This is a genomic window from Streptomyces sp. JH14 (assembly GCF_029428675.1).
GTDB lineage: Bacteria > Actinomycetota > Actinomycetes > Streptomycetales > Streptomycetaceae > Streptomyces.
This window is the reverse complement of sequence record NZ_JAJNEL010000001.1, coordinates 1,430,323-1,453,573: the sequence shown is the minus strand read 5'-3', so window position 1 is coordinate 1,453,573 and position 23,251 is coordinate 1,430,323. Positions and strand designations below refer to the sequence as shown.

General features: G+C 71.8%; 20 protein-coding genes. 14 read left to right on the top strand and 6 right to left on the bottom strand.

The features are described from left to right. Nucleotides 1–24: 24 nt before the first annotated feature. Complete coding sequence (locus LRD69_RS06575) at nucleotides 25–897, bottom strand: DUF4184 family protein (RefSeq protein ID WP_277325609.1); 873 nt, start codon at nucleotides 895–897, stop codon at nucleotides 25–27. A 197-nt stretch (nucleotides 898–1,094) separates the two neighbouring features. On the opposite strand from LRD69_RS06575, the gene LRD69_RS06570 reads away from it, so the two are divergent. The 3 genes from LRD69_RS06570 to LRD69_RS06560 all read left to right on the top strand — a co-directional run bounded on the left by LRD69_RS06570 (nucleotide 1,095) and on the right by LRD69_RS06560 (nucleotide 4,096). Next, the gene (locus LRD69_RS06570; protein WP_277325608.1) at nucleotides 1,095–2,762 is read left to right on the top strand and encodes a lytic transglycosylase domain-containing protein; all 1,668 of its coding nucleotides are present in this window, start codon (nucleotides 1,095–1,097) and stop codon (nucleotides 2,760–2,762) included. Nucleotides 2,763–2,935: 173 nt separating this feature from the next. Next, a complete protein-coding gene (locus tag LRD69_RS06565) occupies nucleotides 2,936–3,073 on the top strand; it encodes an SPW_0924 family protein (RefSeq protein WP_277325607.1) in 138 nt (45 codons plus the stop codon). 12 nt (nucleotides 3,074–3,085) lie between these two features. Further along, nucleotides 3,086–4,096 (top strand): DUF3068 domain-containing protein, encoded by a 1,011-nt coding sequence (locus LRD69_RS06560; RefSeq protein WP_277325606.1) that lies wholly within the window; start codon nucleotides 3,086–3,088, stop codon nucleotides 4,094–4,096. Here LRD69_RS06560 and hrpB read toward each other — a convergent pair. Further along, the gene (hrpB, locus tag LRD69_RS06555; protein WP_277325605.1) at nucleotides 4,083–6,581 is read right to left on the bottom strand and encodes an ATP-dependent helicase HrpB; all 2,499 of its coding nucleotides are present in this window, start codon (nucleotides 6,579–6,581) and stop codon (nucleotides 4,083–4,085) included. The two genes, LRD69_RS06560 and hrpB, sit on opposite strands and share 14 nt — an antisense overlap. Before the next feature lie 109 nt (nucleotides 6,582–6,690). Continuing rightward, complete coding sequence (locus LRD69_RS06550) at nucleotides 6,691–7,503, bottom strand: class I SAM-dependent methyltransferase (RefSeq protein WP_277325604.1); 813 nt, start codon at nucleotides 7,501–7,503, stop codon at nucleotides 6,691–6,693. 397 nt (nucleotides 7,504–7,900) lie between these two features. Between LRD69_RS06550 and rpsA the strand changes: the two genes are divergently transcribed. Then, nucleotides 7,901–9,409, top strand: coding sequence for a 30S ribosomal protein S1 (gene rpsA / locus LRD69_RS06545; RefSeq protein WP_277325603.1), 1,509 nt, complete (start codon nucleotides 7,901–7,903; stop codon nucleotides 9,407–9,409). A 93-nt stretch (nucleotides 9,410–9,502) separates the two neighbouring features. On the opposite strand, the gene LRD69_RS06540 is transcribed toward rpsA, so the two are convergent. Then, entirely contained in the window at nucleotides 9,503–10,471 is a 969-nt protein-coding gene (locus LRD69_RS06540) for a right-handed parallel beta-helix repeat-containing protein (RefSeq protein WP_277325602.1), read from the bottom strand. Between the two features lie 338 nt (nucleotides 10,472–10,809). Here LRD69_RS06540 and LRD69_RS06535 point away from each other — a divergent pair, with 338 nt between their 5' ends. The 4 genes from LRD69_RS06535 (at nucleotide 10,810) to LRD69_RS06520 (ending at nucleotide 14,536) form a co-directional block, all read left to right on the top strand. Continuing rightward, a complete protein-coding gene (locus LRD69_RS06535) occupies nucleotides 10,810–12,333 on the top strand; it encodes an FAD-dependent oxidoreductase (protein WP_277329646.1) in 1,524 nt (507 codons plus the stop codon). A gap of 83 nt (nucleotides 12,334–12,416) precedes the next feature. Next, complete coding sequence (locus LRD69_RS06530) at nucleotides 12,417–13,355, top strand: PAC2 family protein (protein ID WP_277325601.1); 939 nt, start codon at nucleotides 12,417–12,419, stop codon at nucleotides 13,353–13,355. A 56-nt stretch (nucleotides 13,356–13,411) separates the two neighbouring features. Continuing rightward, nucleotides 13,412–14,017 carry a dephospho-CoA kinase gene (gene coaE / locus LRD69_RS06525; RefSeq protein WP_277325600.1) on the top strand — a complete coding sequence of 202 codons (606 nt, stop codon included), beginning with the start codon at nucleotides 13,412–13,414 and terminating at the stop codon, nucleotides 14,015–14,017. 150 nt (nucleotides 14,018–14,167) lie between these two features. Then, nucleotides 14,168–14,536, top strand: coding sequence for a tetratricopeptide repeat protein (locus LRD69_RS06520; protein WP_277325599.1), 369 nt, complete (start codon nucleotides 14,168–14,170; stop codon nucleotides 14,534–14,536). Nucleotides 14,537–14,562: 26 nt separating this feature from the next. On the opposite strand, the gene LRD69_RS06515 is transcribed toward LRD69_RS06520, so the two are convergent. After that, complete coding sequence (locus tag LRD69_RS06515; RefSeq protein WP_346771899.1) at nucleotides 14,563–14,841, bottom strand: DUF6343 family protein; 279 nt, start codon at nucleotides 14,839–14,841, stop codon at nucleotides 14,563–14,565. A 79-nt stretch (nucleotides 14,842–14,920) separates the two neighbouring features. Here LRD69_RS06515 and LRD69_RS06510 point away from each other — a divergent pair, with 79 nt between their 5' ends. From LRD69_RS06510 to LRD69_RS06500, 3 genes are all read left to right on the top strand, one after another. After that, nucleotides 14,921–16,039 carry an ADP-ribosylglycohydrolase family protein gene (locus LRD69_RS06510; RefSeq protein ID WP_277325598.1) on the top strand — a complete coding sequence of 373 codons (1,119 nt, stop codon included), beginning with the start codon at nucleotides 14,921–14,923 and terminating at the stop codon, nucleotides 16,037–16,039. 37 nt (nucleotides 16,040–16,076) lie between these two features. Beyond that, a complete protein-coding gene (locus LRD69_RS06505; protein ID WP_277325597.1) occupies nucleotides 16,077–16,772 on the top strand; it encodes a class I SAM-dependent methyltransferase in 696 nt (231 codons plus the stop codon). Between the two features lie 111 nt (nucleotides 16,773–16,883). After that, entirely contained in the window at nucleotides 16,884–17,324 is a 441-nt protein-coding gene (locus LRD69_RS06500; protein WP_277325596.1) for a DoxX family protein, read from the top strand. A 27-nt stretch (nucleotides 17,325–17,351) separates the two neighbouring features. Here LRD69_RS06500 and LRD69_RS06495 read toward each other — a convergent pair whose 3' ends face one another. Beyond that, entirely contained in the window at nucleotides 17,352–17,699 is a 348-nt protein-coding gene (locus tag LRD69_RS06495) for a hypothetical protein (RefSeq protein ID WP_277325595.1), read from the bottom strand. A gap of 193 nt (nucleotides 17,700–17,892) precedes the next feature. Between LRD69_RS06495 and LRD69_RS06490 the strand changes: the two genes are divergently transcribed. The 3 genes from LRD69_RS06490 to LRD69_RS06480 all read left to right on the top strand — a co-directional run bounded on the left by LRD69_RS06490 (nucleotide 17,893) and on the right by LRD69_RS06480 (nucleotide 23,186). Beyond that, nucleotides 17,893–18,828, top strand: a complete 936-nt coding sequence (locus LRD69_RS06490; protein WP_277325594.1) for a slipin family protein — start codon at nucleotides 17,893–17,895, stop codon at nucleotides 18,826–18,828. Between the two features lie 108 nt (nucleotides 18,829–18,936). Next, nucleotides 18,937–21,891 (top strand): DEAD/DEAH box helicase, encoded by a 2,955-nt coding sequence (locus tag LRD69_RS06485; RefSeq protein ID WP_277325593.1) that lies wholly within the window; start codon nucleotides 18,937–18,939, stop codon nucleotides 21,889–21,891. Continuing rightward, a complete protein-coding gene (locus LRD69_RS06480; RefSeq protein WP_277325592.1) occupies nucleotides 21,888–23,186 on the top strand; it encodes an SWIM zinc finger family protein in 1,299 nt (432 codons plus the stop codon). Before LRD69_RS06485 ends, LRD69_RS06480 begins: the two co-directional genes overlap by 4 nt. Nucleotides 23,187–23,251 lie beyond the last annotated feature (65 nt).

Below are 23,251 nucleotides of genomic sequence, written 5' to 3'. Positions count from 1 at the left end.
GCGGTCGCGGCAGTCGTACGGTCCTCAGTGGCCGGGCGGGCCCGACACCAGGTCCGTCCGGCGCCCGGGTTCCCCGGTCCCGGCGGCGGGCGGCCGGTTCTGCTTGTGCACGCACAGCCGTATCCACGTCCCGTACAGCACCAGGCCGGCCGCGAGCCCGGCCCCGGCACCGAAGCAGGCGGTCGGGATGATGTCCAGCGGTGTGTCGATGTGCCCGAAGTACGCGTACCAGCGGGCGCACCGGTGGACGGTGCCGAGCAGGACGCAGGCGCCCAGCAGGGCGCCCGCGCACCATCGCGCCCTGCGGTCGAGGACCGGTACGGACGCCGGGGCCGGGCGCGCCCCGGTCCGCCGCAGCCCGGACACGGTGAACCAGGCGAGCACGGTCAGCGCCACCGCCGAACTGCCGTACTGCACGCACTGGAACACCGGAAAGCCGCCGATGCTCTCGCCCAGCACCGGCACCAGCCGGGTGCCCCACCGGTCGTGATGGGTGAACGCGTCCCACACGACATGGGTGCCCGCACCGGCGACCGCCGACAGCACGAACCACGCACCGTCGCGCACCCCCCACGGGCCGCGCCGCTCTCCGCGTACGAAGGTGTGCACACGCCCCTGCCAGGGCTGCGGCAGCAGTGCCACCAGTGGTTCGCGCAGCAGCAGCCACAGGGCCACCGCGGCCGCGGTGATCAGGACATCCACCGTGAACACACCCCATACCGCATGGGTGACCGCCCCGAACTCCATCGCGCCCGGGATCGCCGTATCCGCGTAGTACGTCATGTCGGGGGCGAACGAACCGGCGACGAGCGCCGAAGCGAAGAGCGGCCCGCGCGCGGTGCCGCTGCGGCGGAGGGCCGGCAGGACGGCTGCGGCATGGCTGAGGGTGAACGGCATGGTCGCAGTATGCGCGAGCACACCCGTGCAGATCCGGCGCACGTCCGACGCCTGTCGGACAACTTGCAGTCCGGAACGTGAAATACCGGCAACAATCGGCCGGACCCCTGTGTTCGGGCGGCGCAAGTTGCCGTAGGGTCGCCTGAGTCCTTGCGCTGGGGAGCGCAGGCAGCCGTCGATGGGGAGGGACCATACGTATGGCAGCGCAATTCGGCCGCCGACTGCGCCGAGGGGCGACCACCACTGCGGTGGCCGCGCTTGCCGTGGCTGCGCTTTCCGCCTCTCAGGGCCCCGGCGCCGTGCTCGCGTCCGACGGCGGAGGCGAGGGTCGCACGTCCGGATCGGCACCGTCCGACGACTCCGCTGCCACGGGCAACTCGCCGTACTACACGGACCTGCCCCCGCTGGTCACCCCCAACAAGCCCGGTACGTCGACCAATCTGCCGCTCACCGGCACCGCGGAGTCGGGCATACCGGCCTCGGTCCTGGCCGCGTACAAGAAGGCCCAGCAGTCCATAGCGAGCAGCGACGCGGCCTGCCGGCTGCCGTGGCAGCTCCTTGCCGCGATCGGCAAGGTCGAGTCCGGTCAGGCCCGCGGCGGCCGCGTCGACGCGAACGGCACCACGTTCTCCCCGATCCTCGGCCCGGTCCTCGACGGCCGGGGCTTCGCGATGATCAAGGACACCGACAACGGGGCGTACGACGGGGACGCGACGCACGACCGTGCGGTCGGCCCGATGCAGTTCATCCCGTCGACCTGGGAGACCTGGGGCCAGGACGGCAACGACGACGGCCGCAAGGACCCCAACAACATCTATGACGCGGCGCTGGCCGCCGGTCGCTACCTCTGCGCCGGCTCCCGCGACCTGGCGGTCGCGGCCGATCTGGACCGGGCGGTCCTCAGCTACAACCACTCGAGCGAGTACCTGCGCACGGTCCGCTCGTGGTTCGACTACTACAACCGCGGCACGCACGAGATCCCCGACGGCACCGGTGTCGTTCCGCCGCCCCTCGACGGCAGTACGGATCCGAGCCCGGGCACCGGCAGCTCACCGTCCCCGACGCCGACGCCGCCCACGGGTTCGAAGCCGAGCACCGAGCCGTCCAAGCCGGGCGGCGGTTCCACCGGCCCGAAGCCCAAGCCCCCGACCATCACGCCCGCGCCGTCGCCGTCCGAGACCCTCGCCGGGGTGGAGAACGCGGGGACCGGCGCGCTGACCGCCACCGCGGGCGACGCGTTCGCCGAGCGGATCACGGTGCGGGCGAAGAACAGGCTCGGCGGCTCGCTCGCCAAGGTGTCCGTGACGTTCAGCGTCGTCGGCGACACGGACGCCGCCTTCGCGGGCGGTAAGACCGCGGTCACCCTCGTCACCGGCGCCGACGGCACGGTGACGGCCCCGGTGCTGCAAGCGGGCGAGACGACGGGCGAGTTCACGGTCCGGGCGACGGCCACCGGCCGCTCGCTGCCCGGCGCCACGTACACGGCGACCGTCACCGCCCGGCAGGCCGACGCGATCGCCAGGACCGACGACAAGGCGCTGACCGCCGCCCCCGGCGCGGAGTTCGCCGATGCCGTCGCGGTCAAGGCCACCTACAAGGGTGCCGTGGCGTCCGGTGTCGCCGTGACCGCCACGATGATCAACGACGCGGACGAGCCGGCCGAGAACGACAAGGGCCCGTACTTCAAGGACGCGGAGGGCAACACAGTCCGCACCCTGACGGGTCTGACGACCGATGCCGACGGTTCGCTGGTGCTCCCGAAGATCTACGCCGACGACACCGCGGGCACGTACAAGCTCCGCCTGACCACCGAGGGCGGCGCGACGGTCGTCATCGAGCTCACGGTCGAGGCACCCGCCGCCTGACCGCAGGCCCCCTGGGACACACGGACCCGCGGGTCCGCACGGCCCTCACCGAGCAGCCCCTGTGCCACCACCCGGTACAGGGGCTGTTCCACGTGTTCTCATCTCGCGCCCGCGTTGCTACGGTGCCCCAACCCTGACGCTCCATCAGATCCGTACGTTCCGGGAGGCCGAGCATGCGTGCCGTCATCGCCGCCGCCATCGGGCTGGCCGCGGCCCTCGCCCTCGTGCTCACCGTCAGCGCGATCGGCGCACCTCCCGGCGAGACCTCGCCCCAACCCCTGCTGACCACCGTCCCCGGTCCCAAGAAGTAGAGGGAGGACGCCATGCGCCGCCGAGCCGGCCTCGTACTCCTGGCCTTCGCCGTGTTCTTCGCCGCCCTGTCGCCCCTGCTGCGCTGGTACGCCTTCCCGAGGCTGGCGAAGATCCCGCCGAGCCAGTACCAGGAGATGGTGCTGGAGGCGAAGCCCGCCACCCTCCTCGACTACAACGACGGCATGAAGGTCAAGCAGGTCCCCAAGGTCACCATCGTGCAGACCCTCAAGGGCAATGTGGAGGAGTCCGAGAGGATCGAGCGCACCGCCGGCCGCGACGTCGTCGTCTGGGACGGTCTCAGCTACGTCGTCGACCCGAACGGCAAGATGGTCTCCCAGATCCCCGAGCGGTACATCTTCGACGCGCACAGCCAGGCGCCGGTCCACGCCACCGGCGAAATGGTCGACGGCGATCCCGTCACGCGCCAGGGCATCGAGTTCAAATGGCCGTTCCTCACCGAGAAGCGCGACTACGAGTACTTCGACGCCCAGAGCCGCACCACCTCGCCCATCCACTACAAGGGCACCCGCACGTTCCGCGGCATGGACGTCTACTACTTCGAGCAGACCATCCCGTGGACCAAGGTCCCCATGCCGAAGAAGATGCCGATCAAGGGCGTCACCGCCGAGCAGGTCGCCCGTACGGGCATGACCCGCTGGTACACCACCAAGCGGATGTTCTGGGTCGACCCGGTGACCGGTGCACCCGTCAACGGCGAGGAGATCCACAAGGAGGAGCTGCGCAACGCGAAGGCGATGGGCATGTCCCAGGACACGGTCACCGCGTTCGCCGGGCACGTGAAGATGCGCGAGGACTACATCGAGTACACCGTCGCCCTGGTGAAGTCCCAGCGGATGCTGATCCTGCTGCTCACCTCGTACCTGCCGTGGGGCTTCCTGCTGCTCGCCGCCGTTCTGCTCGCCCTCGCGCTCTGGCTGGAGGCGCGGTCCCGGCGGCCCGGGGGCCGAGCTCCGGAGCCCGCGGCCGCACCCGCCCCGGATCCGGCACCTACTCCCGTCTGAGCCGTGCCGAGGTGTGGCGCGTCGCCGCGACCGTCGTCGGGTCCTCCGGCCACGGATGCTTCGGGTAGCGGCCGCGCAGCTCCGCCCGCACCGCCCGGTACCCGTCCCGCCAGAACGACGCCAGATCCGCGGTGACCGCCGCCGGGCGGCCCGCGGGGGAGAGCAGATGGACGAGGACGGGCACCCCGGCCACCTTCGGCGTCTCGGTGAGGCCGAACAGCTCCTGGAGCTTCACCGCCAGCACGGGCTGCTCGCCGCCGTACTCCACCCGGATCCGCGACCCGCTCGGCACCTCGATCCGTTCCGGCGCCAGCTCGTCGAGGCGGGCCGCCTCACCGGTCGCCCACGGCAGGAGCCGCCGCAGTGCCTGCCCGGCGTCGATCCGCGCCAGGTCGGAGCGGCGCCGGGCCCGGGACAGTTCCGGCTCCAGCCACTCCTCGGTACGGGCCAGCAGCGCCCCGTCCGACACATCCGGCCAGGGCGTGCCCAGCTCCCGGTGCAGAAAGGCGAGCCGCTCCCGCAGCTGTCCGGTCTCCCGGGACCAGCGCAGCAGCCCGAGTCCCTCGACCCCGAGCCCGTCCACCAGCGCCGCCCGCACCAGATCGGGCTCGGGCTGCTTCAGCGCCCGTACCGACAGCTCGACCGCGCCCAGCCGCTCCACCGTGCGCGCCACCACATCGCCGTCCGCCCAGCGGACCTCCTCACCCAGGAACCGCAGGTGCCCGGCGGCCAGCCGCGCGGTGTCCTCGTCGATGACGGCGGCGAGCCGCACCCGGGCGGACGCCGCGTGCGCGGGGCGGTCCGCGACCGCGACGGCCAGCCAGGGCGCACTGCGCAGCCGCGAACCGTCCCGCAGCTCCGCGCCCGTCCCCGAAGCCATCAGGAACGTCCCTTCGCCGCGGGCCCGCGCCACCCGCTCGGGGAACGCCAGCGCGGCCACCAGGCCGGCGGCGGCATCGTCCGTACCGGAACCCTCGCGGCCGCCCTCCAGCGACGACGACAGGCGCCGCACCTCCTGCCGCCAGCGCGCCGCATAGCCGTCCCCGCCCCGGCGGGCGGTGCGCAGTGCGGCCGCCAGGTCGTCCCCGTACTCCCGCGGCGGTTCCTCGCTCAGCAGCGCCACCACCTCCGCCGCCCGGCGCCCGCCGACCTCGGACGCACCGTCCAGCAGCGCGCGGGCGAGCCGCGGATGCAGGCCGAGCCGCGACATCCGTACGCCCCGGTCGGTCGCCCGGCCGTCCGCGTCCACCGCGCCGACCGCCGCCAGCACCTCGCGGGCCGCACCCATCGCCCCGGCCGGCGGCGGATCCAGCAGCGCCAGACCCGAAGCATCCGGATCGCCCCAGCACGCCGCCTGCAGCGCGAACGCCGTCAGATCGGCGACCTTGATCTCCGGCGAGGGGAACCGGGCCAGCCGCCCGTCCTCCGCCTGCTCCCAGCACCGGTACACCGCCCCCGGCGCCTCACGCCCCGCCCGGCCCGCCCGCTGCCTTCCCGCCGCCTGCGAGGCCCGTACGGTCGTCAGCGCGCTCAGCCCGCGGGCGTGATCGGTGCGCGGCTCCCTGGCCAGGCCGGAGTCGACGACGATCCGCACCCCCGGGACCGTCAGCGACGACTCCGCGACGGACGTGGCCAGGACAACCCGGCGCCCCTCCGAGGAGCCCGCCAGCACGGCGTCCTGCACCGCCGCCGGAGCCCGTCCGTGCACCTGCAGCACCTCGGCGGGCACCCCCGCCAGCTGCCCCGCGACCCGGCCGATCTCACCGACACCCGGCAGGAAGCACAGCACGTCGCCGTCCCGCTCGGCCAGTGCCCGGCGCACCACCGCGGCGACGTGCGTCAGCAGCGCCGGATCGACGCGCATCCCGTGCGGCGGCCGCACCGGCCGCACCGGCGGCGCCCACACCACGTCGACCGGGTGCGACACGCCGTGCGCCTCGACCACCGGCGCATCGCCGAGCAGCCGGGCCCAGCCCTCCGCGTCCGTGGTCGCCGACGCCGCGACCAGCCGCAGATCGGGCCGGATCGCCTCGCGCACGTCGAGGAGGAACGCGGCGACGGTGTCCGCGTCCAGATGACGTTCATGGCACTCGTCGATGATCACCGCATCGATCCCGGCGAGTTCCTGGTCGCGCTGGAGCCGTTGCAGGAGCACGCCGGTGGTCACGACCTCCACCACCGTGCCGCGCCCCACGACACGCTCCCCGCGCACCGTGAACCCGACGCGCTGCCCTGCCTGCTCCCCCAGCAGCCAGGCCATCCGCCGGGCCGCCGCGCGGGCCGCGATCCGGCGCGGTTCGGCGACCAGCACGCGGCGTGCGGGGCCACCGCCGACCAGGCCCGCGAGGACCAGCGGGACGAGCGTCGTCTTGCCGGTGCCCGGGGGCGCGCAGAGCACCGCGACACCCCGGTCGTCGAGCGCCTGCCGGAGGGCGGGGACGGCGGTTCGGACGGGCAGCCGGTCGAGGGCGTCGGTACGGATCACGCACCCAGTCTCGTACGACGGGTGCCCGGTCCCGTACGGAGGGAGCCCGGTCCCGTACGGAGGGAGCCCCGGTCGCGTCCGGCCAGGAGCCGGCCGTGCCGGCCGGGGCTCAGTCCCGTACGCAGACGAAGATTGCGGTGCCCGGGATCAGGTTTCCGCGCAGCGGGGACCAGCCGCCCCACTCCTGGTGGTTCCAGTCGGGCCACTCCGGTTCGACCAGATCGATCAGCCGGAACCCGCCGGCCACCACGTCCCGCACCCGGTCGCCCACCGTCCGGTGGTGCTCGACGTACACGGCGTTGCCCTGCTCGTCCTGTTCGACGTACGGAGTGCGGTCGAAGTACGAGGCGGCGACCGACAGGCCCTCGGGCCCCGGCTCGTCCGGGAACGCCCAGCGGATCGGGTGCGTCACGGAGAAGACCCAGCGGCCGCCCGGCCGCAGCACGCGGTGCACCTCGCGGAAGACCTGGACGGGATCGGCGACGAACGGGACCGCACCGTAGGCGGAGCAGGCCAGGTCGAAGGAGCCGTCCCGGAACGGCAGCCTCCCGGCGTCGGCCTCCACCAGCGGAACCTCGTCGCCGATCCGCAGCGCGTGCTGGAGCTGGCGGTGCGAGAGGTCGAGGGCGACGGCGCGGGCGCCGCGGGCGGCCAGCCAGCGCGAGCACTGCGCCGCGCCGGCGCCGATCTCCAGGATGTCCAGGCCGCTCAGCGACCCGGCCGGGCCGAGCAGCCCCGCGTCGGCCTCGTCGAGACCCTCCGGACCCCAGATGAAGCGGTCGTCGCCGAGGAAGGCGCCGTGGTCGCTCTGGTACTCGTCGGCGTTCCGGTCCCACCAGCCGCGACTGGCCCGGCTGCTCTCCGCTTCCCCGGCGCTGCGACGAGTCGCTTCCGGTTCGGTGGCGTAGATCTCTTGGCTCATCGTGTCCGTCGTTGTAGTTTGCCTTCACCCCGTTGCGCGCGGTACGTACCTGGGAGCACCTGTGGGTACGGAACCGTGCTCACGCAACAAGGCCGGGGCCGATGTGGCCTCGGGGAACATGAATTGTGTCGGGTTTGGGGCCATTTGCCCCTGGTGTCCGCCTTCGCGCATTGACCATGCCCGGCTGCCCCCGTATGCTACAAGTTGCGCTGCGAGCCTGCGCGCCTCAGACCTAGCAGGCCGCGCTTGCGTCTGTTGCATGTCCCCTCGGTTCACGAGGCGCCTCCCGCTCGCCGGGTCGGGTGCTTCCTCGGCTGTCCGGCTTCTGCAGAGGCGATACGGGCTCTCGGCGTAGCAGTACCTACGACTCACTGTCCGTACCGGAGCCCTTTCCCACATGACGAGCAGCACCGAGACCACCGCCACCACTCCGCAGGTTGCGGTCAACGACATCGGCGACGCGGACGCGTTCCTCGCGGCGATCGACGAGACGATCAAGTACTTCAACGACGGCGACATCGTTGACGGTGTCATCGTCAAGGTTGACCGGGACGAGGTTCTCCTCGACATCGGTTACAAGACCGAAGGCGTCATCCCGAGCCGCGAGCTCTCGATCAAGCACGACGTCGACCCGAACGAGGTCGTCAAGGTCGGCGACGAGATCGAGGCCCTGGTTCTCCAGAAGGAGGACAAGGAAGGCCGCCTGATCCTCTCGAAGAAGCGCGCTCAGTACGAGCGTGCCTGGGGCACCATCGAGAAGATCAAGGAAGAAGACGGCATCGTCACCGGTACCGTCATCGAGGTCGTCAAGGGTGGTCTCATCCTCGACATCGGCCTCCGCGGCTTCCTCCCGGCGTCGCTCGTCGAGATGCGTCGTGTCCGCGACCTTCAGCCCTACGTGGGCAAGGAGCTCGAGGCGAAGATCATCGAGCTGGACAAGAACCGCAACAACGTGGTCCTGTCCCGCCGCGCCTGGCTCGAGCAGACCCAGAGCGAGGTCCGCCAGACCTTCCTCACGACCCTGCAGAAGGGCCAGGTCCGCTCCGGCGTCGTCTCCTCGATCGTCAACTTCGGTGCGTTCGTGGACCTCGGCGGCGTCGACGGTCTCGTGCACGTCTCCGAGCTCTCCTGGAAGCACATCGACCACCCCTCCGAGGTTGTCGAGGTCGGCCAGGAAGTCACCGTCGAGGTTCTCGACGTCGACATGGACCGCGAGCGCGTCTCCCTGTCGCTCAAGGCGACGCAGGAAGACCCGTGGCAGCAGTTCGCCCGTACGCACCAGATCGGGCAGGTCGTTCCCGGTAAGGTCACGAAGCTCGTTCCGTTCGGTGCGTTCGTGCGCGTCGACGAGGGCATCGAGGGTCTGGTCCACATCTCCGAGCTGGCCGAGCGCCACGTGGAGATCCCGGAGCAGGTCGTCCAGGTCAACGACGAGATCTTCGTCAAGGTCATCGACATCGACCTCGAGCGCCGTCGCATCAGCCTCTCGCTGAAGCAGGCCAACGAGGCCTTCGGTGCCGACGCCGCCTCGGTCGAGTTCGACCCGACCCTGTACGGCATGGCCGCGTCCTACGACGACCAGGGCAACTACATCTACCCCGAGGGCTTCGACCCCGAGACCAACGACTGGCTCGAGGGCTACGAGACCCAGCGCGAGGCGTGGGAGACGCAGTACGCCGAGGCGCAGGAGCGCTTCGAGCAGCACCGCGCCCAGGTCATCAAGTCCCGCGAGGCCGACGAGGCCGCTGCTGCCGAGGGCGCTGCCGCCCCGGCCGGTGGCACCCCGGCTGCCTCCGGTGCCGGCGGCGGTTCGTACTCCTCGGAGTCCGCGGACACGTCCGGTGCGCTGGCGTCGGACGAGGCCCTGGCTGCCCTGCGCGAGAAGCTGGCGGGCGGCCAGAGCTGACGCTCTGACCCTCCGGCCGGTCATCGGCTGCAGTAGCTGACAGTGAGGCCCGCTCCCTTCGGGGAGCGGGCCTCACTCGTTTCCGCGGCCGGGTTACGGCGTGACGGCGATGTTGGTCAGGCCCTTGCCGCCGGTGACCGTGTTGCTGCTGTGGACGGTGGTCGGGCAGTTCGCGCCGAAGTTGGTGATGTTGAAGGCGATCTGCTTGTCGCCCGTGGCGCCGGACAGGTCCGAGGTGTTGTCGCGGAAGACGGTGCCGCAGCCCCAGCCGCTCTGCTGGGTGTGGGTCTCGTAGCCGTTGTTGGTCGTGCGGGAGCCCGTATTGCCCTCGACCAGGACATCGTTGCCCTTCACGTCGACCCAGGAGTCGTCGAAGTTGGCGCCGGTCAGCCCGCTGCCGTCGAAGGTGTTGCCGATGATGCTCGCTCCGGTGGTGCCTTCCTTGATGTCGACGTTCTCGCCGCCGACGCCCGGGCCGATCGTGTTGCCGATGATCTGCACACGGTCGCTCCGGTCGGTGAGGTCGCCGGCCGTGCCGACGTAGACGCCCTCGCCCATGCCGCGGCCGTCGTGCCCCGTGTCGTGGATCCGCGAGTTCCTGATGACGCCGTCCGCGCTGGACCTGCGGAAGTGCACACCCTCCATGTCCAGGTCGTGCACGGTCACCGAGTCGATGACGACGCCGTTCGCGGCGTCGGCCATGATGCCCTTCTGGCCGCCGGTGACGGTCATGCCCTGGACGGTCCAGTACGACGCCCCATTGAGATACAGGCCGTAGCCTCCATTCGCCGTGAGGACCGCCCCCGACGAGCCGGTGAGGGTGATCCGGGCGGAGGAGGTGCCGGGCACGGTCGCCTTGAAGTTGCCGGTGTACGTGCCGTCGGCGAGCCGGATGGTGTCACCGGGGACGGCGGCGGCCAGGGCCGCCTTGAGCTCGGCGGCGGTGCTCACGTCGACGACCGTGCCGCCGCCGGCGCCGGCGGCGGTGGCGGAGGCGAGGGCCGGGCCGCCGGAGGCGAGCACCGTGGCCAGCAGGGCGGGGAGCAGTGTGCGGGTGCGCATGGGGGTGCCTTCCCGTCGAAGGAGTGCGAGCCGTCCTGGTACATGAATGTGGGGCGTATGCCTGAACGCGCTGCCCAGTGACGGTAGGGATGGGGCGTGTCCCTGTCAAGGTCTGGACCATTGGCCGCCGATGGTCGGAGTGCGGTGAACGGAGAGAAACGTGCGGGATACATGAGTAACTGACGAGCCGTAACAACCGCTTGCCAGGATCCGGGCAACCTCAATAACCGAAGAGGAGCCGGGACATGACCCACACGTCGCACAACTCACCCGCCGCGGCGGGTTCGAGCCGCCGCAGCTTTCTGCGCCAGGTAGGGGTCACCGGCGGGGCGGGCGCGATGTTCGCGACCATGGGGGCCCTCGGCCTCGCCCCCACCGCCCGGGCCGCACAGCGCGAACCCGCCTTTCACGCCCCCAGCCGGAGCGACTTCACGCTGAAGGGGAAGGGCGCGGCCAAGGTCGTCATCGTCGGGGGCGGCATCGCCGGCCTCGCCGCCGCCTACGAACTGGGCAAGGCCGGTTACGACTGCACGGTCCTGGAGGCCAGGAGCCGTACCGGTGGCCGCAACTTCACCGTGCGCGGCGGCGATTCCACGACGGACATCCACGGAAACCAGCAGACGGCCCGGTTCACCGAGGGCCAGTACATGAACGCCGGACCCGCCCGGATCCCCCAGTGGATGGTCACCCTCGACTACTGCCGTGAACTCGGCGTCCCCATCGAGGTGTTCACCAACGTGAACGCGCAGGCCTATATCTTCAACGAGAAGGCCGGCATGAAGGCCCCGGTGCGCTACCGCACCGCGAAGGCGGATGTGTACGGCTATGTGGCCGAACTCCTCGCCAAGGCCACCGACAAGGGTGCCCTCGACCGCCGGATCACCGCCGACGACCAGGAGCGGCTCCTCGAATTCCTCAAGGACTTCGGCGACATCGGCGACACGCTCACCTACGGCGGCAGCCCCCGGCGCGGCTACCGTATCGACCCCGCGGCCGCCGGAACCCCCGGTGAGGAACTCGGCTCCGTACCGTCCGCCTCCGAGGTCTTCGCGAGCGGCGTCGGACGCTACTTCTCCTTCGAATTCGAGTACGACCAGGCCATGCTGATGTTCCAGCCGGTCGGCGGCATGGACCGGATACCCGCCGCGCTGACCCGGGCGGTGGGCGAGCGCAGGATCCGTACCGGCGCCGCCGTCAGCGACATCACCGACACGGCCCACGGCGTCACCGTCACGTACACGCAGGCCGGGCACACCCGCACCATCGAGGCGGACTACTGCATCGCCGCCCTGCCGCCCAACATCCTCGCCAAGACCTCGCACAACCTCGGCCCCGCCGTACAGACCGCACTGGAGGCCTGCAAGCCGTCCTCGGCCGGCAAGATCGGTCTGGAGTACCGGAGCCGCTGGTGGGAGACCGACCACCGCATCTACGGCGGCATCACCGAGACCGACATGGACCTGTCGCACATCTGGTACCCGTCGTACGGACACAACGGCGCGCGCGGCACCGTCATCGGCTACTACAACTACGGTGCGGACGCCGACGCGTATGCGGCACTCACCCCGCGCGAGCGGGAGGCGCGCGCCGTCGCCCAGGGTGTGAAGATCCACGGCGAGAAGTACCGCACCGAACTCGCCTCGTCGTTCTCCCACCACTGGCGCCAGACCCCGCACCTGGAAGCCGCCTGGCACTCGCTCGCCGGCGGCCCCGACGCCCCTGTGTTCGCACCGCTCAACCGGGCCGCCGGGCGGGTGTACTTCGCCGGTGACCACCTCAGCTACGCCGACGCCTGGCAGCACGGCGCGTTCACCTCCGCACGGAAGGCGGTCACCGCACTGCACGCGCGGGTCCTGGCGTAAACACCCTGTGAATGGGCACGGGAAGGGAATGCCCGTGCCCTGCCGGACGTTCTTCTTGAGGAACAAGAGGAGGAGCGGTAACCGTGCCTGATCCGCAGAGTTTGTACGAATGGGAGCCGAAGGGGCTGGCCGTCGTCGACATGGCGCTCGCCCAGGAGTCGGCGGGCCTGGTCATGCTCTACCACTTCGAGGGGTACATCGACGCGGGTGAGACGGGCGAGCAGATCGTGGACGGTCTGCTGGAGTCGTTGCCGCACCAGGTCGTGGCCCGTTTCGACCACGACCGCCTCGTCGACTACCGCGCACGGCGCCCGCTGCTGACGTTCAAGCGCGACCGCTATGCGGGCTACGAGACCCCGACGCTGGACCTCCGGGTGGTCCAGGACGCCACCGGGGCGCCCTTCCTGCTGCTGTCCGGGCCCGAGCCGGACGTGGAGTGGGAGAGGTTCGCCGCCGCCGTCGAGCAGATCGTCGAGCGGCTCGGCGTCCGCCTCGCCGTCAGCTTCCACGGTATTCCGATGGGCGTCCCGCACACCCGCCCGGTCGGCATCACCCCGCACGGCAATCGCACGGACCTGATGCCGGGCCACCGCAGCCCGTTCGACGAGGCGCAGGTCCCCGGCTCCGCCGAGGCCCTCGTCGAGTACCGGCTGATGCAGGCCGGACACGACGTCCTCGGTGTCGCCGCCCATGTGCCGCACTACGTCGCCCGCTCCGCCTACCCGGATGCCGCGCTCACCGCGCTCGAGGCGATCACGGCCGCGACCGGGCTGGTCCTGCCGAGCATCGCGCACTCGCTGCGCACGGAGGCGCACCGCACGCAGACCGAGATCGACCGCCAGGTCGACCAGGGCGACGACGAGCTCGTCTCGCTCGTCGAGGGTCTTGAGCACCAGTACGACGCGGTCGCAGGCTCCGAGACGCGCGGCAATCTGGTCGCCGAACCGGTCGACCTGCCCTCCGCCGACGAGATCGGCCTCGAATTCGAACGGTTCCTTGCCGAGCGGGAGGGCGACAGCTGACCGGCGCATGGTCCGTGACCGGGCCATGACTGTCCGGAGGCCGTTAGGCTGCGGCCATGCTGAAAGTGGGCCTGACCGGCGGCATCGGCGCCGGCAAGAGCGAAGTGTCACGGCTGCTGGTCTCGTACGGAGCCGTGCTGATCGACGCCGACAGGATCGCGCGCGAGGTCGTCGAGCCCGGTACCCCGGGGCTGGCGGCCGTCGTCGACGCGTTCGGCGCCGGCATCCTCGCCGCCGACGGCACCCTCGACCGGCCCAGGCTCGGCTCGATCGTCTTCTCGGACACCGACCGGCTGGCCACCCTGAACGCGATCGTCCACCCGCTGGTCGGAGCCCGCTCCGCCGAACTGGAGCGGGCGGCGGGCCCCGACTCCGTCGTGGTCCACGACGTCCCCCTCCTCACCGAGAACGGCCTCGCCCCCCTCTACGACCTGGTCGTGGTCGTCGACGCCGCCCCCGAGACCCAGCTCGACCGCCTTGTGCGGCTGCGCGGAATGACGGAGTCCGAGGCCCGCGCACGCATGGCCGCCCAGGCCACCCGCGAGCAGCGGCGGGCCGTCGCCGATCTGATCGTGGACAACGACGGCCCGCTGGACGAGCTGGAGCCGCAGGTCCGCAAGGTCTGGGCGGAGCTGGCGCAGCGGGCCGCCGCCCGGAGCTGACACGACGGGCAGTCGCACCGGATGACACGACGCAGCCCCGTCCGACGCAGCGGGCGGTCGGCCGGGGTGACCCGGTGACCCGTAGCAGTACCGGAATACCGGCACCCGGCCGGACGTTGCAAAGCCGTTGTCGAAGGGAAGGATGCGAGCGTGCCCGAGAGGACCCCGGAAACCCACGTCATCGACTTCCGCGCGGCCGAACGCCTGCTGGCGGCGCGCGACCCGCGGGGCGCGGTCAAGCTGCTGGACTCGGTGATCGCGGCCCACCCGGAGAACACGGCTGCCCGGCTGCTGAGGGCCCGCGCCTTCTTCGCCGCCGCCCAACTTCGCCCTGCCGAGCTCGAATTCGAACTCGTCCTGGAGCGCGAACCGGACAACGCGTTCGCGCACTTCGCCCTGGCCCGCACCTTCGAGCGGTCCGGACGCTCGGAGCAGGCCGTGCGCCACTTCCGGCTGGCCGCGGCGCTCGACCCGAACCCGGAGTACCTGCGGGCGGCCCGCTTCGACACGAGCGCCTGAACCTCCCGGCCCGCCGGACCGGCGGGTCAGTGACCGTACCTGCGGCGTTGGCCGTGGTCGGGTTCGTACGGGGGGATGTTGCGGCCCGGCTGCCAGTGCGGGCCCTGGTGCATGTGGTGGACGATCACGACAAGATCCACCACCGTCAGCAGAAGCAGCAGACCGCAGGCCGCGGCCCAGCCCGGCCGGTCGACCAGGGTGAAGGCCGTGAGGCCGAAGACGGCCCAGGCCATGCCCCATAGACTCAGGCAGAGCCGCAGTCGCAGGGGACTGCGCGCAGTCATCGGTTCATTGCCGGTACGCATGGCGATCGCCTCTCCTTCCAGGATGGACCCGCGGCAGCGATTCCGAGGCACGCCGAGACAGAGTGTGGGGAGACCGTCCGTGAACGGCACAGCATGGGGGAACGACGTCGCGCGCAGGGCCCGGGTCCGGGGGTCACTGCTGGGCGGTGCGATCGGGGATGCGCTGGGGAACCCGGTGGAGTTCCTCTCGCTGTCCGGTATCCGCAGGACGCACGGGGAAGACGGCGTCCGCGGGCTCGTCGCGGACGGGGACGGTGTCGTCGGCCGCGTCACCGACGACACGCAGATGACCCTGTTCACCGCCGAAGGGCTGATCAGGGCGCATTCCCGGGCGATGTCGAAGGGGATCGGCGGCGCCGAGACCGCGATCGTGCGCAACGCCTACCTGCGCTGGCTCGACACACAGAACCATCCTGCTCCACCCGCCCGGGGCGGAGACGACCTCATACGCACCGGCTGGCTGCGGCAGCAGCGCTTTCTGTACGCCCGCCGTGCCCCCGGCAACGCCTGCCTGACCGGGCTCGCGGCCGGCCACGTCCCCGACCCGACGGGCACGCTCGGCCGGCCGGGGCCGGTCAACACCGGGTCCAAGGGGTGCGGCACGGTGATGCGGTCCGCGCCCTTCGGCCTGATCGGTGCCGGTGCGACGGCCGGCTTCGGACTGGCTGCCCGGTGCGCGCAGATCACCCACGGGCACCCGACCGGCGCGACTGCGGCCGGGGCGTTCGCCGCGATCATCGCCCACCTGCTGGAAGGCGATTCGATGGCGGGAGCCGTGCTGCGGGCCATGGAGCTGCTCGCACGCCACCCGGGCCACGAGGAGACGACGGCGGCGCTGCGCGCGGCCGTCGACCTGGCCGCGCAGGGCGCGCCGACCGCCGAGAAGGTGGAGCTGCTGGGCGAGGGCTGGGTGGCCGAGGAGGCTCTCGCCATCGCCGTGTACTGCGCCCTGGTGCTGCCGGGCGGCGACGAGGTGGCCCAGGCACTGCTGCTCTCGGTCAACCACTCGGGCGACAGCGACTCCACCGGGTCGGTCTGCGGCAATCTGCTCGGCGCCCACCACGGCGACGTAAGGCTCCCGTCGTCCTGGCTGGCGCAGACGGAGGGCCGGTCGGTGATCGCCGAGCTGGCCGACGATCTGTGTCTGGAGTTCGAGCAGGCGGTGGACTGGCCGCAGGAGCGCTATCCGGCGTGCTGACGGGAACGGCGGCCATCGGCCGTTCGTTCGCCCTTGCATGAGCGGACCACTGGTACGTGAGGGGTATTCAGGGACGGGGCCCGGCTCGATCACGCCGGACGGCTGCGCGGTCGAGCTGTACAGACGGCTGTCGGTCGGCACGGAACCGGACGTGATCGCGGCGGCGGTGCCCGCCGGGTCGAGCATTCTGGAACTCGGTTGCGGGGTGGGCCGGATGACCCGTCCGCTGCTCGCGCGCGGCTTTGAGGTCACGGCGGTGGACGAGTCGGCGCAGATGCTGGAACACGTACGGGGCGCGCGCACGGTGCGGAGTCCCATCGAGTCCCTGGAGCTCGGCCACGAGACATTCGACGTGGTGCTGCTGGCATCGTTCCTGGTGCACGCGGGCGAACACCGGGTGCGCGACGGAATTCTGCGGACCTGCCGGAGATACGTCAAGGACGGCGGCGTCGTGCTTCTGCAGCGCGAGGGCGCCGACTACCGCACCGATCTGCCGAGGGAACGGGTCGATCCGGCCGGATACACGGTGCGGATCGTCTCGGCGGACCCCGTCGGCGACGGGGTGGACTCGGTGCACGCGGAGTACATCTTCGACGATGCGCGATGGACCCAGACGTTTCGGTCACGGGAGCTGACGAAGGAACAGTTCGAGGGGCATCTGGAGGCGGCGGGACTGACCGTCGACCGCTATCTGACGGACGACGGGGTGTGGGTGCGGGCCGTGCCCGGGTAGTCGCCGGGCGACGGGAACCGAGGGGACCGGCGGTCCGGGATGCGATGAGTTCCGGACCGCTCCGGGGTCTTTCCTTGCGTACGTGACACCACGCTTCCCGAGGAGACCCCGATGTCCGAGACCACGACGCCGACGCACACGACGGACACCGCCGCCCCGACGGCCGCGACACGCAGCCGAGGTGCGGTCGCGCTCACCGTCGCACGGGTCGCGCTCGCCCTGTTCTTCGCCTTCAGCGCGTTCGCCAAGCTGATTGCCCATGAGTCGGCGATCGAGACCTTCGACCGGATGGGCTGGAGCCATGGCGCGATGTATCTCATCGGAGCCCTGGAGATGGCAGGCGCCGTCGCGCTGCTGGTGCCCCTGCTGTCCGGGGTGGCGGCGATGGCCTTCGTCGGGCTGCTGGCCGGGGCGTCCGTCGTCCAGCTCACCCTGCTCGACCCGGTGAACGCGATCATGCCGGCACTGCTCATCGTGCTGGTCGTCCTGATCGCCCGGGACCGGCGGGACAGAACGGCGCAGCTGATCGGGCTCGTGCGCCGGCGTGCGTAGGCGGGGACGGCCCGTGCACCGCGCCGGTCAGTGGACGGTGCTGAAGCTGCGCCAGGGCAGGGCGCTCGGTGGGTTCATGTCGCTGAAGGTCGTGGCGACATAGGTCGACCCCGGACCCGTGCAGTCGCGCGTGCGGTAAAGGATGATGTCGATCAGGGTCCCGTTGATCACTTCTTTGGCGCCCGCCGGGTCGAGCCGGTGGCAGCCCCTCACGGAGGGGCTGTTCACGTTGATCACGGCATCCCGCTGGGTGACGTAGGTGACGGGCCCGACCGCGGTGCGGCCGAGGCCGGAGCAGCCCGCGACGCTGAGGGTCAGGAGCGCGGTCCCGGCTGCGATGCCGAGACGGCGGCGTCGGTGATCGATCACGGGCATGGGCGGGTCCTCGTCTGTCTCGTCCGGCTCATGTGTATCGCTGGTCACCTTGCCCGCTTCCGGGCGGCCAGGCATCCGGTGCGCGGCCTGCCGGGTGACCGAGGTCCGAGCCCATGTTCGCCCGGTGTTCGTATGGGGCATAACGTGGTAATAGCGTTCTTAATCGGATGTATCCGGCTGGCAGGGGGCCGTCATGGTCCAAGAACTGGTGGTCGTCGCGGTGGCGGCGGCGTCCGCGGGCGCGGTGTACGTGGCGATGGCCGCGAAGATCGTCAAGCAGTACGAGCGGGGCATCGTGCTGAGGCTCGGCAGGCTGCGCGATGAAGTGCGCGGGCCCGGATTCACCATGGTGGTTCCCGGTATCGACCGGCTGCGCAAGGTCAACATGCAGATCGTGACGATGCCGGTGCCCGCGCAGGACGGCATCACGCGGGACAACGTGACGGTGCGCGTGGACGCGGTCATCTACTTCAAGGTGGTCGATCCGGCGAGCGCGATCGTGCAGGTGGAGGACTACCGGTTCGCGGTGTCGCAGATGGCGCAGACCTCCTTGCGGTCGATCATCGGCAAGAGCGACCTGGACGATCTCCTGTCCAACCGGGAGAAGCTCAACCAGGGTCTGGAGCTCATGATCGACAGTCCGGCCGTGGGGTGGGGCGTCCAGATCGACCGGGTGGAGATCAAGGACGTGTCGCTGCCCGAGACGATGAAACGCTCCATGGCCCGTCAGGCCGAGGCCGACCGGGAGCGGCGCGCTCGGGTCATCAACGCCGATGCAGAACTCCAGGCGTCGAAGAAGCTGGCCGAGGCGGCGGGGGAGATGTCCGCCCAGCCGGCCGCGCTCCAGCTGCGACTGCTGCAGACCGTGGTCGCGGTCGCGGCGGAGAAGAACTCCACGCTGGTGCTGCCGTTCCCGGTGGAGCTGCTCCGCTTCCTGGAGCGGGCGCAGCAGCCGGCGCCGGCGCAGCAGGAGGTCGGGTCCGGTCCCGCGCAGCAGCCCCCGCAGAAGTCCTCGCCCCCGCAGCAACAGCCCCAGCAGCAACAGCCGTCGCCTGCGCCGCCCACCTCCGCGCCGCCCTCCTCCGGGCCCGCTCGCGCCATGCGGCCCAAGCCGCTGGCCAGGCACTGACCTGCGCGCACGCCGGTGCGAGACCGGTTGTCGGACCCCCCGCCTAGACTCGCAGACACAGAGAGACCGAGAGGACCGGACGATCGCGGGCGGGACGGGAGGGGAGCGATGACCTCGGCAGTGCACGGCGAGTACACACAGCAACAGACGCAGGACGCGGCCACCGGCCGCCTCCTGCGTTGCGCCGTCGTCTTCCTGCCCGCGCCGCTGCCGAGAGACGGGCAGGTCGCCTTCTGGGCCCCCGACGGCAGCCCGCTCCCGGCGATCGGCGACATCTGCGAGCAGGCCTCCGGCGAGACGGGCGAGATCACGGTGGTCCGGCGCCACGGGCAGCAGGGCGATGTCCGGCGTGGCACGGTGCCCGCGGTCCGGCTGCCCGTCGCCGATGCCCTGCCCCTGCTGGCCCGCGCCCGCCACCAGCAGTCCGCCCACCCGGCCGCCCGCTGCTGGGGCGCGGCCGCACTCCATGCACTCGGCCTGGTGGCCCGCGGCAGGCTGGTTCCCGGTCTCACGGCCGACGACCACGACGCCTGGCGGGCCGGGCCGCGCGACGCCGAGGACGTCGCCCATCTGCGGGCGGTCGCCGCCGCCATGCCGCCCGAGGCGTACGCCGTGCCGCTCCCGGATCGCACACCGCTCCAGCTCCCCGACCCCGAGTCGCTGCTCGGCGCCTTCCTCGACGCGGTCGCCGACACCCTGCCCCGGACGCCCGCCGCGGCGCACGCGATGGGCGCCCCCTTCGCGGCCCGCGAGGCCCAGCACCTGCCCCGGGCCCGTGACTGGTCCGTCGAGGTCGCCGCCGGCCTGGACGCGGGTGTACGGGTGTCGCTCCGCCTCGACCTGTCGGCGTACGACCTCTTCGACACGGCCGACACCCACGGCACCCCCGATCCCGACGGCACCGATGGGACCCGGGCCTCCGACAATGCCGCGGATGTCCACGGGGGCGCGGCCAGGCACGCCGCCGCGGCGATCACGCAGGTGCACAGCCTGGCCGACCCGACGTACGTCATCGACGCCGCAGCTCTGTGGAACGGCGGCGGAGGCGAGCCCTTCGGGCCCCGGGCCAGGATCGATGCCGTGCTCGCGCTGCGCCGTGCCGCCCGTGTCTGGGCGCCGCTGGAGCGGCTGCTGGACCTGCCCGTCCCCGATGTGCTCGCCCTGACCGAGGACGAACTGTACGAGCTGCTGAGCGACGCCGGTGCGCGGCTCGCTGCGGCCGGGGTGAGCGTCCACTGGCCGCGCGACCTCGTACGCTCGCTGACCGCCTCGGCCGTGGTCCGGCCCGCACCCGGCTCGGCCACCGACGGCACCTCGTTCTTCGACGCCGAGCGGCTCTTCGCCTTCGACTGGCAGCTGTCCCTCGGTGACGAGCAGCTCACCGAGCGGGAGATGGACATCCTCGCGGAGGCCCACCGGCCCGTCGTGCGCCTGCGGGACCAGTGGGTCGTCGTCGACCCCGCGCTCGTGCGCAAGGCACGCAAGCGTGAGCTCGGGCTGCTCGATCCGGTGGGCGCCCTCGCCGTGGCGCTGACCGGCAGCGCGGAGGTGGACGGCGAGCAGGTCGAGGCGGTGCCGGCCGGTGCCCTCGCCGAGCTCCGCACCCGCATCCTCACCGACGACACGGTGCTCGCGCCGCCGCCGGGACTCGACGCCACGCTCCGCGACTACCAACTGCGCGGCCTGGCCTGGCTGGACCGGATGACCGCGCTGGGCCTCGGCGGGTGCCTCGCCGACGACATGGGGCTCGGCAAGACCATCACCGTCATCGCCCTCCACCTGCACCGAGCGCACCCCGCACCCACCCTGGTGGTCTGCCCCGCCTCCCTCCTCGGCAACTGGCACCGGGAGATCAACCGCTTCGCCCCCGGTGTCCCCGTGCGCCGTTTCCACGGCACCGACCGCACGCTCGACGACCCCGACGGCGGCTTCGTTCTCACCACGTACGGCACGATGCGCTCCAGCGCGGTCCAACTCGGCGCCCACAGCTGGGGACTTGTCGTCGCCGACGAGGCGCAGCATGTGAAGAACCCGCACTCCTCCACGGCGAAGGCGCTGCGCACCATCCCGGCCCCCGCCAGGATCGCCCTCACCGGTACCCCCGTGGAGAACAACCTCTCCGAGCTCTGGGCCCTGCTCGACTGGACCACCCCCGGACTGCTCGGCCCCCTCAAGGCGTTCAGGGCCCGGCACGCCCGGATCGTCGAGAGCACCGGCACCGCGGCAGGGCTCGGCAACGACGAGGCGGTCGAGCGCCTCTCCCGGCTGGTCAGGCCGTTCCTCCTGCGCCGCAAGAAGTCCGACCCGGGCATCGCCCCGGAGCTGCCGCCCAAGACGGAGACCGACCACCCCGTCTTCCTCACCCGCGAGCAGGCCACGCTCTACGAGGCGGCGGTGCGCGAGACCATGGCCCTCATCGAAGCCTCCGAAGGCATCGCCCGCCGCGGTCTGATCATGAAGCTGCTGGCCTCGCTCAAGCAGATCTGCAACCACCCCGCGCAGTATCTGAAGGAGGAGCCGACCCGCCTCATAGGCCGCTCCGGCAAGCTCGCCCTGCTCGACGAGCTGCTCGACACGATCCTCGCCGAGGACGGTTCCGTGCTGGTCTTCACCCAGTACGTGTCGATGGCCCGGATCCTTTCCGCGCACCTCGCCTCGCGCGCCGTCCCCTCCCAACTCCTGCACGGCGGTACTCCGGTGGCCGAGCGGGAGCGCATGGTGGACCGCTTCCAGTCCGGCGAGGTTCCCGTCTTTCTGCTCTCCCTCAAGGCGGCGGGCACCGGGCTGAACCTCACCCGCGCCGCCCACGTCATCCACTACGACCGCTGGTGGAACCCGGCCGTCGAGGAGCAGGCCACGGACCGTGCGTACCGCATCGGCCAGACGCAGCCCGTCCAGGTGCACCGGCTGATCGCCGAAGGCACCGTCGAGGACCGGATCGGGGAGATGCTGGCGGCCAAACAGGCCCTGGCCGATGCGGTGCTCGGCTCCGGGGAGACCGCGCTGACCGAGCTCAGCGACCGGGACCTCGCCGATCTCGTCTCGCTGCGGAGGCCGTCATGAGCCCCCGCACCCGGCCCGCGCCCCCCTCGTACGTCAGGGCCCGCCCCGGCCCCGACGATCTGCGGCGTACCTTCGAGGCCGTGCCGCCCCGCGCCTCCCACGGCGACGAGCCGTTCGCGGACAGCTGGTGGGGGCGGTCCTGGGTGGCGGCGCTGGAGTCTCTGTCGATGGACGAGGGCCGGCTCGCCCGCGGCCGTACGTACGCCGACAGAGGCCATGTCGCGGCCATCACCGTCACCCCCGGCCGCGTCGTCGCCTACGTCCAGGGCAGCCGCCCCCGTCCGTACCGTTCCGAACTGCGGCTGCGCGTCCTCACCGACACCGGCTGGGACGCCTTCCTCGACGCCGTCGCCGCCAGGCCCGGCCATCTCGCCGCGCTGCTCGCCAAGGAGATGCCGCACACCCTCGTCGACACGGCGGCCGAGGCGGGCACCGGGCTGCTGCCCGCCGCGAACGACCTCGACCCGAGCTGCTCCTGCCCCGACCACGGCTGGCCCTGCAAGCACGTCGCCGCTCTCTGCTACCAGATGGCCCGCCTGCTGGACACCGACCCGTTCGTTCTCCTGCTGCTGCGCGGCCGCGGTGAGCGCGAACTCGTCGAGGAGCTGGGCCGGCGCAACGCCGCGCACTCGGTCCGGGAACGCCCCACGGTCCCCGCCACCCTCTCCGTACCGGCGCGGGAAGCCCTGGCCGACCGCTTCCTCCCCCCGCTGCCCGCCCCGCTCCCGGTGCCGTCGCAGCCCGGCCAGCCACCCTCGTACCCGCAGCTGCCCGGCGCCCGCGACCCGCTCTCGCTCGACCACCTCGCCACGGATGCGGCAGGCCGCGCGCACACCCTCCTCACCACCGGTCAGGACCCCGTCTGCGGACTCACCCCCTGGCAGGACGCCGTCCGGCTCGCCGCGGCCCGCCCCACCGCGGGACTCACCGCCACCACCCGTGCGCTCTACCGCGAGCTGGCCTCCGCCACCGGCCACAACACCACCGACCTGGTCCGTGCGGTCGCCGCCTGGCGCCAGGGCGGCGCCGAGGGCCTGGCGGTCCTGGAAAGCCCCTGGGACCCGCCGGCCGGCCCCTTCGACCGGGCCCGCCCCGCCCTGGCCGCCGCCGATTTCCCCCGCTTCCAGCCCTGGCGCAACCACCTCACCCATCCCGACGGCACGCTCCAGCTCCGCTTCGGCCGGGACGGCCGCTGGTACGGCTACGAGTCGGACAGGGGCAAGGACGACTGGTGGCCCCGCGCCGTACCGGACTCGGACCCGGTGGGCACACTCATGGCGCTGCTCGGCCGCTGACCATCGGCAGCGGACGCCGGACAGCTCTCGATCAGGCGGCGCGTGCACGCGGGCGCACGTCGGCC

Excerpts from the sequence above, each read along its gene's own strand:
- LRD69_RS06575 (WP_277325609.1), bottom strand. The coding sequence starts at position 897 with ATGCCGTTCACCCTCAGCCATGCCGCAGCCGTCCTGCCGGCCCTCCGC.
- LRD69_RS06570 (WP_277325608.1), top strand. The coding sequence starts at position 1,095 with ATGGCAGCGCAATTCGGCCGCCGACTGCGCCGAGGGGCGACCACCACT.
- LRD69_RS06565 (WP_277325607.1), top strand. The coding sequence starts at position 2,936 with ATGCGTGCCGTCATCGCCGCCGCCATCGGGCTGGCCGCGGCCCTCGCC.
- LRD69_RS06560 (WP_277325606.1), top strand. The coding sequence starts at position 3,086 with ATGCGCCGCCGAGCCGGCCTCGTACTCCTGGCCTTCGCCGTGTTCTTC.
- LRD69_RS06550 (WP_277325604.1), bottom strand. The coding sequence starts at position 7,503 with ATGAGCCAAGAGATCTACGCCACCGAACCGGAAGCGACTCGTCGCAGC.
- rpsA (WP_277325603.1), top strand. The coding sequence starts at position 7,901 with ATGACGAGCAGCACCGAGACCACCGCCACCACTCCGCAGGTTGCGGTC.
- LRD69_RS06540 (WP_277325602.1), bottom strand. The coding sequence starts at position 10,471 with ATGCGCACCCGCACACTGCTCCCCGCCCTGCTGGCCACGGTGCTCGCC.
- LRD69_RS06535 (WP_277329646.1), top strand. The coding sequence starts at position 10,810 with ATGTTCGCGACCATGGGGGCCCTCGGCCTCGCCCCCACCGCCCGGGCC.
- coaE (WP_277325600.1), top strand. The coding sequence starts at position 13,412 with ATGCTGAAAGTGGGCCTGACCGGCGGCATCGGCGCCGGCAAGAGCGAA.
- LRD69_RS06515 (WP_346771899.1), bottom strand. The coding sequence starts at position 14,841 with ATGCGTACCGGCAATGAACCGATGACTGCGCGCAGTCCCCTGCGACTG.
- LRD69_RS06505 (WP_277325597.1), top strand. The coding sequence starts at position 16,077 with ATGAGCGGACCACTGGTACGTGAGGGGTATTCAGGGACGGGGCCCGGC.
- LRD69_RS06500 (WP_277325596.1), top strand. The coding sequence starts at position 16,884 with ATGTCCGAGACCACGACGCCGACGCACACGACGGACACCGCCGCCCCG.
- LRD69_RS06495 (WP_277325595.1), bottom strand. The coding sequence starts at position 17,699 with ATGCCCGTGATCGATCACCGACGCCGCCGTCTCGGCATCGCAGCCGGG.
- LRD69_RS06490 (WP_277325594.1), top strand. The coding sequence starts at position 17,893 with ATGGTCCAAGAACTGGTGGTCGTCGCGGTGGCGGCGGCGTCCGCGGGC.
- LRD69_RS06485 (WP_277325593.1), top strand. The coding sequence starts at position 18,937 with ATGACCTCGGCAGTGCACGGCGAGTACACACAGCAACAGACGCAGGAC.
- LRD69_RS06480 (WP_277325592.1), top strand. The coding sequence starts at position 21,888 with ATGAGCCCCCGCACCCGGCCCGCGCCCCCCTCGTACGTCAGGGCCCGC.